The organism is Bacillus sp. hwrm1 (assembly GCF_040207805.1).
Taxonomy (GTDB): domain Bacteria; phylum Bacillota; class Bacilli; order Bacillales; family Bacillaceae; genus Bacillus; species Bacillus velezensis.
In genome coordinates, this window is the sequence record NZ_CP157943.1 from 3,561,102 (window position 1) to 3,576,621 (window position 15,520).

The window sequence follows — 15,520 nt, forward strand, 5'->3', positions numbered from 1 at the left end:
CCCTTTCAAAATAAATAAAGCCACTTTCCTCTATGGAAAGTGGCTTAAATATAGATAAGATAAAGAATCTCTCTAATTTTTCACTTCCCTACGCTGGTATTAACCAAATCAGGTTCAAAGGGTCAGGACGTATTGTCTCTTCTCAGCTATTAAAGCTCCCCTAGTGACTTTTTATAAATATTTACTTTAATTCTATGCTATTCCATATAAATAGTCAAACAATGACTTTCCCTTCAATATTGCAGCTTACCCACTAGTTTTAAAACCTTCCGGCCTCTTTTTTCCTGCCAACGAATAAGGTGACCACAACACTGGCTAAACTGACCAAAGTCCCCAGTACGGCAGCAAGAATTGTCAAAAAGCCATTGGGGATCAGAAATCCAATCGGAATGAGCCCCGCAAACGTGAGGACGATAAAACATTGATAGACTCCGGATATGATTCTCACAACCAAACTGCCAAAAAAGGACATGACGAATGGAGGAATGAACAAACATAAGATGATTCCGAGTGAGATCAATAAAATCATAGGCTCGTCAAAAGAAATGACACGATCGCCGGGAGACTCTTCAGCAGCCGCGAATACAGCAAATATAGACATTATCAGCGTAAGAAAAACAAGAAAAAACCTTTTCAGCAACGTTATGACTCCTTTTTTTATAAAAACGGGTATCTTTTTTTCAATCACAATAACCATTTTATGTTATCAAATGAAATAATATGAAGTCAAACCGAGTTCTGCACCTGATTTATTGGTTCTTATTTTTTTGATAATTTCCATATAATTGTCCGCAAGCAGCATCTATATCAATGCCAAATTGACTTCTGACGGTCACGTTAATTCCTGCTGACTTTAATTTTTTATAGAAGTTTACAACTTGTTTCTCATTTACTTCTTCAAATCTCATAGGTGAACTAACAGTCGGGTTATATCTAATGATGTTTACATGGAACAAGTTCCCTCTCTTATATCTGCTTCTTAAAAGATTTACTACTTCATTCGCATGATCAATAGAATCATTAACTCCCGGCAGCATAATATAAGCAATATAAACTTTTCTTGAGGTCACACGTATATGCTCATCTAATGTGTCCATTACCTCCAATAACGGGTAGCGTTCATTAATCGGCATTAACTTGCTTCGCTGTTCATTAAAAGGAGAATGTAATGAAAACGTCAGGTTGACCTGCGGATAATCCTGAGTGATTTTTTTAATGCCCGGAATAATACCTATGGTCGAAATAGATAACCTGCGAGGGCTTAAAGCAAACAACTTCGGATTTGTAAGCACATGTAAAGCATCAAAAACTTGTACATTCGCTAATGCTTCTCCCATTCCCATAAAAGAAATACTGTCAATTGAATGTCCTTTTAAGTGAAAGTACAAAATTTGGTCAGTCATTTCATCTGACGTTAAATTGCGTTTTAAACCAATATCTCCTGTTGCACAAAATTTACAGCCAAAATGACAGCCGCACTGCGAGGATATACAAAATGACTCCCAACCGGCTTTATATTTCATATTAACCGTTTCTATTTTTTCGTCTCCTGAAATTTCAAATAAGACTTTTGTAACTTGCTCAGAATGCTGCACTTTTAAAGGAGCAATATTTAAAATTGACTCTCCGAACTCCTCTATTAACAATTTTCTCAAGGATTTAGGAAGAACCGTTATTTCATTGAAATGATTTATTCTCCCTTGGAATACAGCATTTTTGATTTGATTCATTCTAAAATCAGGAAATTTATTTTGCTTCAGGAACTCTTGAATTCTTATATACTTGTTTTTTTGTTGCATGTTTTCTCATCCTTCCATAATACTCTTGTTTGTTTGAGTAAATAGAAGGGAGTGATCATCTAACCTTTTTTTAAAATCAGGCACAAAAAAACACCGACACAATTATCGGTGTTACGCTTAAATAACATCATGCACAAATAAACAAGGACATTATGTCATTGGATTATCGTTTATTTGACATAGAGAAAAAGCACCGATAACTGTTTTTGTATGGTGATTTGGCTTAAAAAAGGACAGACTGCTCCCTTTGTCCGCCAAAATGTTTCCAATTTTTGCATTTTTACCATACAAAATTCCATAAATCGTTATCATCGCTTTCACCTCTTTCTTGTCAATATTAGCAATAATCACCATATCATAAGGTTTCCCTTATGTAAAGCTAAACAAATGCTTACGCCCCCGCTAATGACAGTATTATATAACTTGCTTATTAAGCCTAATCCAAGTACAGAAAGCGCGCTGATCACATTTTTCACTTATCCGCGACGGAACATTTCTTATATAATGGGTGACCGGCAGCTGCCTGCTTGAATCCCAATCTTCCTATAGTGATTTTTTATATTCATGACAGTATGATGATTTGTCACTTCAGCAATCAGATCGTTTATTCGATCCAGATTAATCGGTTTATTTTCTGATAAGCTGCTGAAGCTTTCTCTGATTTCTTCAGGATAGACATTTCCGGCCATGCTTGACAGGCCGTTACACCCGTTACTCAGCATCTTCGGAAATTCAACGTCCCCTGCCGCAAACAAAATAAAGTGATCAGGGAACTCTGTTTGTTTATGACGCAGAACGTCTCCTCCTTCTTTCAGCCCCCTTATCCCGGGATGCCGGCTTATTAAGTCTTTAAGCGCTTTCTCACTCAGATTAAAACCGGTCCGGCCGGGGTTATTATAAAGCACAGCCTCTTTAGAGGTATGACTGAGAAGTTCGTCAACGTAATAAACGGCTTGCTGCTGTGTCGGTCTTATATAAGGAGGAAAACCAATCAGTACAGAATCAATATTGGTTTTCTCGATGTGTTTCATCAGTTTGACGGCATCACTGGTTCTTACGGCTGAAACACCGAACATCAGTTCAACATCTTCAAATTTTCGCTGATGAACATACTCAATGATCTGAAGACGCTCATCTATGCTGAGTGAATGCTGTTCACCAGTCGTGCCGCATATGAGTAACGAATGGATACCGCTGTTTTTCAAATGTTCGACAATAGCATCAAATCCTTCTACATATAAACTTTCATCTTCATGAAAAGGCGTAGGGATAGCAACATTAAAATTTCGCATGAGAATGTCCTCCAAGTACATATTCTTGAATATCTGCAGAGTATCATATAACACTGTCTGACATTTAAAAAGGTACAGTTTCAGATAAACAAACATGTCAGATGTAAAGGCCGACACACAAAAAAAGCAGGCAAAGAGAGCCTGCTTCATCCTCTAGCGATTCATTTCCTGGATGGCTTGACAAATATGAGTAATAAGGCAAACTGAATGTAAAAATTGTGCTAATGAGGTGGGGTTAATGATTTTAGATTTAAAAGGTGAACCGCACATGGATCATCTTGTGGGAATGCTGTATTCTGCCGTTAATGAAAATTACAGCCGCTTAATATCCATTGTGTCAGACATGTCACAGCAGGAGATTGATTATAAAGGACCAAATCAAACATACAATAGTACAGCTCAGCTAATAAGACACTTAGCATATGTTGATCTCAACTGGATATTCAGAATAAAGGGTGAACCGATACCAAAGCAGCTTGAAGAGAAGTATGGACCAATGTTAGATCAGAACAATAAGCTCCCTTTCATTTCCGGTGTTTCATTAGAACAAATTCTCACTGATTATGAAGAAGTATTCAGCATGTTTAAGTCTGTTTGTTATCAGTTAACTGACGATCAGCTGAATCATACAGTAGATTATGAAGCAGAAAAACAAGCAACCATTCAATGGGGAATATGGCATATGGCAGACCATAATAGATATCATCAAGCTCATATTCATCAGCTTCGCAAATGGTTTGAAGAGAAACAGAAACTTGTCGGTTAAAGCCGCTTATTAGGAGGAGCAAGGATAAATTTATTACAAGTTCCCTGCGGATTGCCTATTTTCACTGACTGCCAATCAATTAAAATGTACAGACAAAAAACCACATTTGCTGTTGAAAAGTTGTGGAATAAAGCATCGCATCAACTGCACTATGACAAGCTGAAACGTTAATATTTTGTGTTTCAGCCATTCAATCGCTTTATTTAATGATGCTGTCCAAATACGATTTTTTCTATAGTCTTTGCAGCAGTAAAGTCCTCTGGAATCCTATACTAATCTTCCGCAGCCGCTGCATCGGCCTTTGTCACATGAACCGTACCAAACGGATGGTTAGGAGGAGCATAAATTGAATACAGTTTTAACGGCGTATTACCCGTATTCACAACATTGTGCCAAGTGCCGGCAGGGACAACAATGGCAAAGTCATCATAGACATTTCTTTGGAAAGTTAAATGTTCCTTGCTCTTACCCATTTTAACGATCCCCCGGCCTTGCTCAATCCGTAAGAATTGATCTACGTGGGGGTGGATTTCCAAACCGATATCTTCTCCAATGCCGATACTCATTAAAGTAATTTGAAAATGTTTTCCCGTCCATAGAGCCGTACGGAATGTATTGTTTTGTTTTGCGGCTTTATTGATATTCACAACGAATGGTTTTGGTCCATAATCTTTCAAGAGAAGGTTTCTATCTTCGTATGAAGGATCATAGTTATTTGGAACAGTCCAATAAACAGATCTTCCATCGCTATACATCGGTACATTCACACAATAATAACATTGATGCGAAAAAGGTATATAATACATTTTTCATCCCCGCAATTTTAAATTTTTGTGATATTATCCTATGCTTTTGGTAATGAGAGTGTGCCGTACAAAGAAATTCCCTTGTTCAGCCTAAAAGACTTAAGTTAGCAGAAACGTTTTGACCACTAAATCCGTTTGCATAAAAAATACCAACTGAATATGCGCGGACTAAAATCGTTGCACTGATGGATAATTTAGGCACATGCCCTTATCAAAAACAATCTGGGTGCATATCCTGCTCCTAAAAGTCATTCATAAAGGGAGTTTAGATATGTATTATTATTATCCGTATTATGTATATGATTACAGACAGCAGCCTGATTTAAGTCAGGCAAACCTTAAAATGCGAAGCCATTTATCTGCGATTCAACAAATTCCAATACACTCATCCTCCTTTCAACAATCAATGGCTGCGGTAGTGAAACACTTGCAGGCTGTCAGCAGAGCACTCGCTCTGGGATGCGGTATGAGTTCAGAATTCAGATTTCTTCCAGACACTTGGGGATTACGAGAACTTCATATTGTACACGCGAAATATCTTACTCCGTTGAGCTATCACGTTTATTCCGCTTTAGGCGCAGCAGAGCTTCTCGCCTCCGGACAAGGCCGGGCTCCTCATTTTCCTCTTATGGTTGGCTGCATGAATTCAATACTTCGTCTATGGTCAAACTTCCCCGCAGCGATAGCAGACCTGAGAAGAGCAGCCGGTCACCAATACGAGTCATCTGTAGACGAGGCGGAAAATCTCCTAAGACCAATGGTTCCAGCCACACAACAGGCATTATCCATCAGTCAATCTGCAGTGAGTCCGGCTATTTGGCAGGCTTCCTTACGTGCCGCGCAGTTAGCTCGGGAAGTACGTCAGAATGTTGCACAATCAATGAGTCAGGGATCTTCTTATTAATTAAGCCAAAAGATTTTTTCGGCTTTACACAGTCACATAACCGTACTTATTCAACACAAAAAAGAGCAGTAAACACGTAAGTTACTGCTCTCCTCTGTCTATCCGCCGTTCATTTGTTTTACAATGTATTCAGCATCATTTCCTACACCTTGAAGCAGCGCTGAACCTCGCCTATGCTGCCAAGGCAAACCAATAAAATACAATCCTTCCACAGCTGAAACACCCCGGTGATGTATAATTCGGCCTTCCTTATCCAAAACACCTTCTATTTTCATCCAACAAAGCGGATTCTTAAAACCAGTTGCCCAAATGATATTGTTTACTTCTAATGAAGATGAATCTTTAAAAATCATTTCATTTTGCTTTCCGGCTATGACTCTTTGTTTTAAGATGATCTTCTTCTGTCTTATTGCATGTTTTAATTCATACCCAAATATGGGGTCGCCTTTCTTCTGAATGAACTTGCCTAATATTGATGTATGACTTGCATGTAAAACTCCTAATTTATCAAACCACCAAAAGATGCTTCTTTTTCCAATCCATAAAGGGAAATAAACCGGTTTATTACTGCAAGCCAAATATGTAACTCTTTCTTTGGATAATTCAACAGCTATCTGAGCCCCGCTATTCCCGCCGCCGACTACCAGTACATTCCCAGGCGCCAGTTGTTTTGAATGTTTATATTGTGAAGAATGTAATTGATGAATATGATCGGCTACATCCCTTGATATTGATGGAATGTTAGGGGTATGAAAAGGACCTGCGGCCATCACAAGATTCTTCGTTTGATATTCTTCCCGGTTTGTTTTTATTAAGAAATAGTTCTTTAATTTTTGGACACTTATTACTTCTGTCCGTAATTGGATCGGGATTTCAAATCTTTCAACATATTTTTTCAGATAAGCAGCAATTTCATTTTTTGAAGGGAGTCCATGCTTGTCTCCTTCAAGCTGCATTCCAGGCAAAGAGCTGTACATTCGAGAAGTAAATAAAACCAATGAGTCATACCGGTTTTTCCAGCTTTCTCCTACTTCATGACTTTTATCCAAAATGATAAACTTTTGTTTCGACTTCTTTAGATAATATCCTACTGAGATTCCTGCCTGACCGGCTCCGATTACTATCGTGTCGTACATATGAATCCCCCCGCGGTTTTAGCTTAATTGTCAGAAGACAAAGTGAACCCCTATTTCCTTCTTTAATGATGATGATGGTCACGCGGAATCTCATTTTGGGCCTGACAAAGAATCGTATTGTCGTGATTATGCGCTGCTGTTTCCATTTGAATGGTTACATGTGTAATGCCTTTATCTCCAAGTTCATGTTCAATTTTGCGTAAAATACTTTCGCTTTCTGAAATGGTCAGTTGATCGTTAACAACAGCGTGGCAGGAAAGAGCATTCAATCCGCTTGTGATAGACCATATGTGCAAATCATGAATGCTTTGAATTCCTTCTGTCTCTTCAATTGTATGAATGATGTCAGTGACATCGATATTTTCCGGAGTTCCTTCCATTAATACGTGAATGGAGTCTTTCGTCACATGGTAACCGCTTCTCAGAACAAGAATAGCCACAATGACACTGGCCGCTGGATCTGCCCAGCTCCACCCGAAGAAGATGATAAGGATCGCAGCCAGTATGGCACCTACAGATCCGAGCATGTCACTTATCACATGTAAGTAAGCCCCTCTTATGTTCAGGTTATTCTTTGTATCTCCGCCGTTCAGCATAATCCAAGCGACCAATATATTTACAGCTAACCCGATGATACTAATCGTCAGCATGCCGGTTGTTGCTACCTCCGGCGGATGAGAGAAACGTTTGATTGCTTCATAAATGATGTAAAGGGAAATCAATATTAATGCAACACCGTTTATCACAGCTGCGAGAATCTCAAATCGTTTGTAGCCGAATGTTTTATGATGACTTGCCTTTTTTTCGGCCAATTTAAAAGCAATCAGAGCAACCATTAATGAGATCGAGTCACTCAGCATATGGCCTGCATCTGACAAAAGCGCTAAACTATTGGTTAAAAATCCGCCTATCGCTTCTATTATCATATAACTTGTAATCATGATAAAAGAGATCAATAAAACCTTCTTATTGGATCCGCCAGCGTGATTGTGACCCATAAAAATCTCCTCCTTATCTCATACACTGCATTTATTATTTCTTTTCTGTTATGAAGCATTCTAACATGGACACAAAAATAACCGTATATGATTATGTGCTCATATATGAATATATAGGTTCTTTACTGAAATGTCAAAATCTTTTCAATGAAAATGTCCAATACTTTATATTGCTCTTGATCAATGATTGCTATGAAGCCGCGGATTACAGTAATTACTTTAGGCGCAGACAATTTAGAAAAATCGCTTCACTTCTATCGAGATGGCTTGGGTCTGCCTACAGAGGGAATAGCCGGTACAGAATTTGAACATGGTGCAGTTGCCTTTTTTGACTTACAAACAGGACTGAAACTTGCCATTTGGAACCGCAAAGACATCGCACATGAAACAAACGTTACGTTAACTGCGCCAAGCCCTGCATAATTTACATTAGGACATAATGTTGGCAGTAAAGCTGAAGCCGATAAAGTCATGGAACAGGCAAAACAGGCAGGAGCAACGATAACTGATCCCGCTCATGATACTTTTTGGGGCGGATACTCCGGTCACTTCCAAGACCCCGATGGACACTTATGGGAAATCGTTTGGAATCCGCACTGGGATGCAATTGAATAACCACATTTAGCAACAATAAAAACACACCTGAATGTTCTGGTGTGTTTTTTATTTGTTTCCAAAAACGATCAAACTATTTATACGATGGCGGGATGCTTTGCGGAAAACGGAATACATTTTCGGGATCGTATTTCGCCTTTATTCTTTGAAGCCTTGCAAAGTTTGAGCCATAATATGCTTTTCCGAAGTTCTCGATATTTTGATCCGGAACATTCACATATGAACCTGTTACATATGGTTTCATCAGCTGACGCACTCTTTCAACTGATGCAAGATTCGAAGCTTCTTGTGATTTATTTTTCCAACTGGCCGTCCATTCCGTATAAAACAATGGTCGGCGCCAATAGAAGGCTGTTTCACTGCTTGGAACTCTGCTTATCGCGCCGCCCCAATTGATAAAAAAGAAATTGGTTTCTGTCCCGGTCGCTTTTTCTAAAAATTGTCTCATTACTGCAATAGGTTCTTCCGGCCAAAGATTGAGCGCCCACGCCGAGGAGAATTTAACACTCTGATCAGATCTGCCGGGAATCGGTTCGTCAGGATCTAAGAAATCTATACAATCCGGGTAGTATAGTGTTTTGATTACTGTTTGTGCCGGTGTTCCGGCATTTAATAAAGGTTTTAATAATTGAACCAGCTCTGGTTTTGAACCGAGGAACAATCCTTCCACATGGCACAAGCCATTTACTTTGCTGTAAATCTCAAGGTAGCATCCTAATCGTTCGTCTGTAAACGGCGCCCATTTTTGCCACGCTTTAAATACCGTTTCTAACTGTTCCCACGGCCAAATGACATTAAAGACGGTTGCGGTTTTAGGGGCACGGTGAACTTTGAATGTATATTGGGTGTTATATCCGAAATTGCCTCCCCCGCCGCCTCTGGAAGCCCACAGTAAATCTTCATTGCGGGATTGATTTGCTTGAATAATCCTGCCTTTGGCATCTACCATTTTCAGTGCGAGAAGGTTATCGCTTATCAGGCCGATCGATCGGGAAAGCACTCCAAATCCGCCTCCCATTGTGATTCCTCCGATTCCGACGGTTGGACTGTCTCCGAACGGGGCCATAAAACCTTCCCGAGCTAAACCTTTTACAAGCGGGCCGACGTGAATACCGGTTTGAACAGTTGCTACCGCGTTTTTTTCATCTAAGAAAACTTTATTCATGTCACTCACATCAATAACAATCCCATCACTTACCGTGGAAAGATTTTTATCCAGAGCATGGCGGCCGCTTCTGACACGCATAGGCACATTCTTCTCACGAGCCCATTTAATAGCATTACTTACATCGTATGAATTTTGGGCAAAAACAAAGACAAGCGGACAGACATCAACATAAGGGTTCCAATTCTTAACCGCCTGTGTATAGCCGGGGTCCCCTTTGAAGATGACGCGTCCTGTTAACTGTGCTGATCCCATCTATTTCACTCCTAATAAGCATTTGATTCCGATACCAGTATATGTAGGAATTGGACAAATTCTTAGACAGATGTTCTGCAAACTTAAAAATAGATACATATACGCGAAGATGATATAAAAACAAAAAAAAAGACAAGAGCGGCAAGCTGCCGAAACTCTTGTCTCTCCTGCCTTTTTTATCATGATAGGCACTTACATTTATTGGCGTGATATCCCGACCAAACTATGGAAGTCCATAGAAAATTATGTTTGCCCTGCCATGCGTGGTTCTGCTGAGACACCGGCTGAGCAATCTTTCTGCTTGATCCCCCGACAAAGAATCTTATTCTTTATCGTTTTTGCACCCCTGTACGGTTAACATCAATACACATTGAATCTTATCTTTTACATGATGAAAAGCTCTTATTTTTTCTTCTTGTGCTTACGTTTGCAATCCTGTTTTTTCTCTTTCTTATGACGTTTTTTACATTTCGCTTTTGCTGCTAATTTTGCCGCTTTTACCTTTGCTTCTGCTGCTAATTTTGCCGCTTCTGCTGCTCTGGCTCTTGCTTCTTCCGCTCTTGCTATTGCCTCTTCCGCTCTGGCTCTCGCTTCTGCTTCTCTTGCTGCTTCCGCTCTTGCTGCGTCGTCCGCCATATCAAAATCATGGCCTAGGTCACAGGCTTCGTTGTATGGCTTTTTCTTCTGGACGTACTGTTGATCTTCACCTTCGTTATAATACATTACGCCACTCCTTCTCTCATTTTTTAATCTTTACATACTATGTAAATAAATAACTGCAGCTTGGACTGGTATTTTGATGAACCGGCACATTTTAGGGCAATTTTGATTTATCGATACAACAGATTCTGGATGCTTGATGAAACTTGAATGATTGACGATTATAATAAGCAGCGTAAAAAGGGAGACTGCGAAAAAACCAAGGGGTTAAAACCCTTGGTTTTTTTGTGAAAATGATAAAAAGGATGCTGCACGCTGCAGCATCCTTCTGTACCAACTTTTTATTGAACGATTGGAAAGTGTTTTTTGGCTTTTAGTTTGCTTGCTGTGTTTGTTTTACTGGTTCTTTGCTAAAAAGTCCGACAATGTTCCACAAGATAATTGCAGCAGCTATGATTACACGAGTCGTACTTCTTGGTTAGTAAACAATTTATAGCCATATATTGATCCCAATGCTGTTATGCAAAAAATATTGAACCATTTACTCCAACGCAATTAGAAAACTCCTTATAAAATGATTACATTTCCAAACAATGTATTATAATATTAACAAAATTTTTCAACAATTAACCAAAAATCATTCTTAATTGGTTATTCCTGATCATTTTCTCTAATCGTCATTCGATCTTTCGGATTTTTTGATCGTTTTTTTGTTACAGGCTAGACCCAGACATCATTTTCAGCTGTTTGATCAGTTATTTTCTGCCCGGTATTCACAACACCTTTAGGTTCTACAAGCAAAATGTTACACTCTGATTCTGCATAAGGTTTATGTTCAACATTTTTCGGAATGACAAACATTTCACCTTCATTTAATGTTACTTCTCCATCACGAAATTCAATGATTAAATTACCCTCAATGACAATGAAGACTTCATCTGTTTCGTCATGCTTATGCCAAACAAAATCCCCTTGTACCTTAACAAGTTTAAATTGATAGTCATTCATTTCAGCGATTACTTTTGGAGACCATTGATCTTGGAACGCAGCTAATTTCTCTTGAAAATTAATCGGTCTATATTCCATTCTTTCCGCTTTCCTTGTAAAACTCTATCATTTAACTAGTCCCAAATTAAAGGCCTGTCAACCTTAGCAGTTCTGAGATAATCTAAAAGCTGACCGGTATGTACGGACTCATGGTAAGCGATTCTTAATAACATGTCTCCTAGTTCGCGAATATATCCAACATCAGACCTGTCAATCTTTATATTTGTTAAATCTGTTTCGTTTAACGATTTGATGAATGTCAAAAACTCGGCCCGATACGGTTTTGCAAATTCTAATTCTTCGCTTACAGTGGTAAACATTTTTGATTCATAAGGATTAATAGTTTCCTCTGAAAACTCACTCATGTTTTTCATTAAAATTTGATGATAAAGAAATTCCGCTTCTAATATGTGTCTTATCATTTCTTTACACGACATGGCTTCGGAATCCGGGCGCCAGTCCATTTTTTCCTCAGGTATAGCTGTCCATAACTTGATGCTTCGCCGTCTCACCTCTTCAAAATGTAAAACGATAAGGTCAATCGTATTCAAATATTTTTCCCCCTTTTATTTTTATAACCTATTCTCCTTCTTCCCATGGAATACCTTCATGATCTGCCTCTTAAACTTAAAAATATTTTCTTTCCCACCCCGTTAGATTGATAAATTGAGCAATTTTTATGGTATGAGATATTCATTCATCCATACAGTAGACTCTGGTTGAACATATACTGAATGATAGTTTTCATCAGAAAGGAGAAATCAGCTTTGGCAAAGTATCGGATCATGACCTTTGACGGGGGCGGTACCTTAGGTGCTTTAAGTTTACAACTATTGAACAGACTAGCTGAAGAAAATCCAGCATTAATAAGCCGAACCCATGTATTTGCGGGAAATTCAATCGGTTCATTTACTGCCCTTGCATTAGCAAGCGGAAGATCTCCGAAGGAAACACTTCAGTATTTTGAGGATGAAATCCTGCCCGCATTCAGCACTTCCCGGCCGGGCGGACCTGTTTTCAATCAACAATTACCATATTCCGGTTTTATTAAAGCGGTACGAAACTTTTTCCCGCCAGGCCTTCGTCTTAAAGATGTAAGAAAACGAATTGTTGTCCCTTCATTCAAATTATACTCCCCAGCACTGGATCGTTGGACGCCCGTATTATTTCACAACTTTCCCGGCTCTCCCTATTTAAATGAGAAAGTGAGTGATGTCATACTGCGGAGCAGCGGTGCTCCCGCGACGCAGCGAGCCTATCAAAACTACGTGGACGGATATGTAGTGGCAACGAACCCCAGTACGGCCAGTATCGCGTTTGCGGTTGGTAAAGCCAACGTGCCACTGGATCAAATTGCGGCGCTATCCATCGGTACAGGTGAAGCCCCGACTCGGTTAAGAAGAGATACGAGGGGATGGGGAATGGTGAGTGCGGATAACATACGTCCCGAAAATCTGAAGGACCTTCCTCCAAATTGGGGAGTCCTTTTGGACAGGTCGCCTAATGAACCATTACTGCCATTTCTTCAGATGATCTCCGGCGGAAATGGCTACTATGAATCCATGGTCAGCGCGAATCTGCTGGGAGATCGCTTTTTCCGGTTAGATCCGCGGATTCCTAACTTCTCCAAAACAGACCCTTCCGTGGTTCCCGCTGTCATTGAAATTGCGAACAAAACCAACTTACAGCCTGTGAATACATTTATAGAGAAAAACTGGAACAACAACCATTAAGTAAGTTAGAAGTTTATAATAATTCAATGAACAAAAAATACCAAGGGACTCAAAACCCTTGGTATTTTTAATGCGGCCGAGAGGGTTTGGACCTTTACGGGGTGTTTATACGCTGGGCATTCGATAAAGTGAAAGCTTAGCTTATTACCACCCGGCATTTCAAGCACTGAAGTTAAGCATTACATCCAACAATCGGGCCATTTAATTGAATAGGACTACTCAGTAGTCGCTTCCCATTACGTAAGAAAAGCGACTTTTTAGATTTGATTTTCAAGTTCCTTTGACAAATTTTGAAAAGACCATTGACTATTCAGTTGAACTGTATTAAGTTTAACTATATAGTCAGACTGAATAGAGGATGAGGATATGAAACATAAATTATTACCGCTGTCTGAAACCATGCATTATATTTTATTAGCTCTGCGGGAGCCGCTTCATGGCTATGCCGCCATGCAGAAGATCGAAAAGATGAGTAACGGAACTGTTATTTTAGCAGCCGGCACATTATACGGCGCGATTGAAAACTTGAATAAGCATGGCTGGATTGAACCTGTCGGAGAATCGGGCCGGAGAAAAGTTTATATGATAACTGCGGAAGGAAGCGCCATTTTGAAAATGGAACAAAACAGATTACTTCATATTTTATCCCTGCACGAAGGAAGTGAATCGAATGAAGACATTTAAGATGTTTTTTGATATTGAAAAAGAGGAGCAATGGCTGAACGAGCACCTACAAAAAGGCTATCGCTGTACAAATATCAGCGGATTAGGAATATACACTTTCGAAAAAACCGACAAAAAATATGTGATGCGACTGGATTATCAAGATTATTTATCAAAGAAAAAGTTCAAAGACTACAAAGAGATCTATGAAGACTTCGGCTGGAGTTATATAAACAGCCCATGGCTTAGCGGAACTCGATATTGGCAAAAAGAAGATGATGATCAAAATGAAATCTTCTCGGATCGCCAATCAAAGAGTAATTATTATAAAAGACTAATGAGTTTTTCATCTTGTTTTGGTTTACTGTGCTTGTTTTATTCTTATTTGATTTACAAGGATTCAGGTTTGTATTTAACTGAAGGTCTGTGGAGTATGGAAAGCGCAATGTTTTGGAAAGCATTTTTATTTGAAACTCCATTTGCCCTTTTGAGGTCGCTTCCCGCCCTTATGGCTGTTCTATTTGGCTGCAGTTTCTATAAAGCGTATCGAAAGTATTCAATGTTAAAAGAACAATAACGCGGGGAAGTTACATTCAAAGAAGTAATCGAGGATCATGTATTTGCCGAAGCCGGGCGCTTTAACGGAAAAAAAGCGCCCTGAATTTGCTGATAAATCAGACGGCTTATTTTGTTAATAATACATACTTATTTACAATGGCTTGAGCAAGACAGGCTGATGAATCAACAAAGGTAAGTTCGCTGCTTTTTTGATCCGTGACCATATTTAAATCCGTACATGCAATGATAACCGTATCAACCTTTTCTGCTAATTCACGGTGTAATTCATCATATAATGTACGAGCCTCATTGATTTTACCTTGTTTAATCTTTTCTATTATGTGATCGACATAGATTTGCCAACTATCTTGATGTAAAAAATCATAACCTTCTCTGTTTAACGCTTCTTGAAATATTCCAGATTGAACCGTAGGAACAGTGGCTAAAAGAGCTGCTTTTTTGGAGCCTTTAGGTATTTTTTTTATGGTTTCATCAATCATGTTTAGTAAAGGGACTGAAAGCGATTTTTTTATTTGATTAAAATAGATATGTGCGGTATTACATGGGATTGCAATAAAATCAACACCCGTTTTTTCAAGCTTTACAGCCCCCTCAATAATTGCCTTTTCCATGTCCGTATGATTGAGAGGTTTATTCATATAGAAAGGAGTCGGACAAGAATAAATCATCATATGAGGGAAATCCATGTCATGTATTGCTCCATATATTTTTTGGCACTCGTCTACTACCTTATCTACAAATGGCCCAGTAGATTTTGGCCCCATTCCTGCCAGTATTCCAATCATAATTGTCCTCCTCTGTAAAAATGTGTACGAATACGATCACGATGAGTTATTCTTGTGTTACGCATCTGAATCTGCTCTCATTTCTTTTTGGCTGTCTTCTCCTATTTTATCATTTCATTAATCGAAAAAGGGACTTTAAAAAAGATAGCTGGCAAACCAGACGACTTGCTTTAGGTAACGGGGCAGCTGCAAACAAAAAAGTACCAAAAGTGTCAGAACCCTTGGTATCATTGTGATGCGGCTGAGAGGACTTGAACCTTCACGGGTTATTCACCCGCTGGGCCCTCAATAAAGTGAAACTGTGTTACCTATTACAA

At 39.2% G+C, this 15,520-nt stretch carries 17 protein-coding genes, 2 pseudogenes and 1 riboswitch; of the genes and pseudogenes, 6 read left to right on the forward strand and 13 right to left on the reverse strand.

What is annotated here, in order from left to right; genetic code table 11:
* Window positions 1-68: 68 nt before the first annotated feature.
* A riboswitch (TPP riboswitch) is annotated at window positions 69-172 on the reverse strand.
* An 87-nt stretch (window positions 173-259) separates the two neighbouring features.
* The 4 genes from ABK447_RS17785 to ABK447_RS17800 all read right to left on the reverse strand — a co-directional run bounded on the left by ABK447_RS17785 (window position 260) and on the right by ABK447_RS17800 (window position 3,091).
* Window positions 260-640, reverse strand: coding sequence for a hypothetical protein (locus ABK447_RS17785; RefSeq protein WP_039062680.1), 381 nt, complete (start codon window positions 638-640; stop codon window positions 260-262).
* Between the two features lie 109 nt (window positions 641-749).
* Window positions 750-1,799, reverse strand: coding sequence for a Cfr family 23S rRNA (adenine(2503)-C(8))-methyltransferase (locus ABK447_RS17790; protein ID WP_007409549.1), 1,050 nt, complete (start codon window positions 1,797-1,799; stop codon window positions 750-752).
* Between the two features lie 150 nt (window positions 1,800-1,949).
* A complete protein-coding gene (locus ABK447_RS17795) occupies window positions 1,950-2,153 on the reverse strand; it encodes a hypothetical protein (protein ID WP_007409550.1) in 204 nt (67 codons plus the stop codon).
* A 143-nt stretch (window positions 2,154-2,296) separates the two neighbouring features.
* A complete protein-coding gene (locus ABK447_RS17800; RefSeq protein ID WP_191974128.1) occupies window positions 2,297-3,091 on the reverse strand; it encodes a dihydrodipicolinate synthase family protein in 795 nt (264 codons plus the stop codon).
* 238 nt (window positions 3,092-3,329) lie between these two features.
* Between ABK447_RS17800 and ABK447_RS17805 the strand changes: the two genes are divergently transcribed.
* Window positions 3,330-3,857: a DinB family protein gene (locus ABK447_RS17805; protein ID WP_227749571.1), complete on the forward strand. Its 528-nt coding sequence runs from the start codon at window positions 3,330-3,332 to the stop codon at window positions 3,855-3,857.
* 272 nt (window positions 3,858-4,129) lie between these two features.
* Here ABK447_RS17805 and ABK447_RS17810 read toward each other — a convergent pair whose 3' ends face one another.
* A complete protein-coding gene (locus tag ABK447_RS17810; RefSeq protein WP_043021449.1) occupies window positions 4,130-4,663 on the reverse strand; it encodes a cupin domain-containing protein in 534 nt (177 codons plus the stop codon).
* A 271-nt stretch (window positions 4,664-4,934) separates the two neighbouring features.
* Here ABK447_RS17810 and ABK447_RS17815 point away from each other — a divergent pair, with 271 nt between their 5' ends.
* Window positions 4,935-5,567, forward strand: a complete 633-nt coding sequence (locus ABK447_RS17815; protein ID WP_069006874.1) for a hypothetical protein — start codon at window positions 4,935-4,937, stop codon at window positions 5,565-5,567.
* Between the two features lie 98 nt (window positions 5,568-5,665).
* Here ABK447_RS17815 and ABK447_RS17820 read toward each other — a convergent pair whose 3' ends face one another.
* Together ABK447_RS17820 and ABK447_RS17825 are read right to left on the reverse strand one after the other, a co-directional pair.
* On the reverse strand, window positions 5,666-6,703 hold the full coding sequence (locus ABK447_RS17820) for an NAD(P)/FAD-dependent oxidoreductase (protein WP_012116910.1): 1,038 nt from the start codon (window positions 6,701-6,703) through the stop codon (window positions 5,666-5,668).
* A gap of 62 nt (window positions 6,704-6,765) precedes the next feature.
* Window positions 6,766-7,701 carry a cation diffusion facilitator family transporter gene (locus ABK447_RS17825; RefSeq protein WP_094031532.1) on the reverse strand — a complete coding sequence of 312 codons (936 nt, stop codon included), beginning with the start codon at window positions 7,699-7,701 and terminating at the stop codon, window positions 6,766-6,768.
* Between the two features lie 192 nt (window positions 7,702-7,893).
* On the opposite strand from ABK447_RS17825, the pseudogene ABK447_RS17830 reads away from it, so the two are divergent.
* A pseudogene (locus tag ABK447_RS17830) lies at window positions 7,894-8,316 on the forward strand (VOC family protein).
* A gap of 73 nt (window positions 8,317-8,389) precedes the next feature.
* Here the strand turns inward: ABK447_RS17830 and ABK447_RS17835 are convergent.
* The 5 genes and pseudogenes from ABK447_RS17835 to ABK447_RS17855 form a co-directional block, all read right to left on the reverse strand.
* Window positions 8,390-9,736 carry an FAD-binding oxidoreductase gene (locus ABK447_RS17835; RefSeq protein WP_025284302.1) on the reverse strand — a complete coding sequence of 449 codons (1,347 nt, stop codon included), beginning with the start codon at window positions 9,734-9,736 and terminating at the stop codon, window positions 8,390-8,392.
* Window positions 9,737-10,138: 402 nt separating this feature from the next.
* Complete coding sequence (locus ABK447_RS17840) at window positions 10,139-10,459, reverse strand: hypothetical protein (protein WP_015239237.1); 321 nt, start codon at window positions 10,457-10,459, stop codon at window positions 10,139-10,141.
* A gap of 310 nt (window positions 10,460-10,769) precedes the next feature.
* Window positions 10,770-10,951: pseudogene (locus ABK447_RS17845) on the reverse strand (hypothetical protein).
* A 165-nt stretch (window positions 10,952-11,116) separates the two neighbouring features.
* On the reverse strand, window positions 11,117-11,482 hold the full coding sequence (locus ABK447_RS17850) for a cupin domain-containing protein (RefSeq protein ID WP_052827092.1): 366 nt from the start codon (window positions 11,480-11,482) through the stop codon (window positions 11,117-11,119).
* Window positions 11,483-11,517: 35 nt separating this feature from the next.
* Window positions 11,518-11,994, reverse strand: a complete 477-nt coding sequence (locus tag ABK447_RS17855; RefSeq protein WP_025284300.1) for a DinB family protein — start codon at window positions 11,992-11,994, stop codon at window positions 11,518-11,520.
* A gap of 216 nt (window positions 11,995-12,210) precedes the next feature.
* Here ABK447_RS17855 and ABK447_RS17860 point away from each other — a divergent pair, with 216 nt between their 5' ends.
* The 3 genes from ABK447_RS17860 to ABK447_RS17870 all read left to right on the forward strand — a co-directional run bounded on the left by ABK447_RS17860 (window position 12,211) and on the right by ABK447_RS17870 (window position 14,416).
* Window positions 12,211-13,176: a patatin-like phospholipase family protein gene (locus ABK447_RS17860; RefSeq protein WP_094031531.1), complete on the forward strand. Its 966-nt coding sequence runs from the start codon at window positions 12,211-12,213 to the stop codon at window positions 13,174-13,176.
* Between the two features lie 366 nt (window positions 13,177-13,542).
* Window positions 13,543-13,860, forward strand: coding sequence for a PadR family transcriptional regulator (locus ABK447_RS17865; protein ID WP_015239232.1), 318 nt, complete (start codon window positions 13,543-13,545; stop codon window positions 13,858-13,860).
* The gene (locus ABK447_RS17870; RefSeq protein WP_025284296.1) at window positions 13,847-14,416 is read left to right on the forward strand and encodes a DUF2812 domain-containing protein; all 570 of its coding nucleotides are present in this window, start codon (window positions 13,847-13,849) and stop codon (window positions 14,414-14,416) included. Before ABK447_RS17865 ends, ABK447_RS17870 begins: the two co-directional genes overlap by 14 nt.
* Before the next feature lie 106 nt (window positions 14,417-14,522).
* Here the strand turns inward: ABK447_RS17870 and ABK447_RS17875 are convergent, their stop codons facing one another.
* Window positions 14,523-15,203 (reverse strand): aspartate/glutamate racemase family protein, encoded by a 681-nt coding sequence (locus ABK447_RS17875; protein WP_094031530.1) that lies wholly within the window; start codon window positions 15,201-15,203, stop codon window positions 14,523-14,525.
* Window positions 15,204-15,520 lie beyond the last annotated feature (317 nt).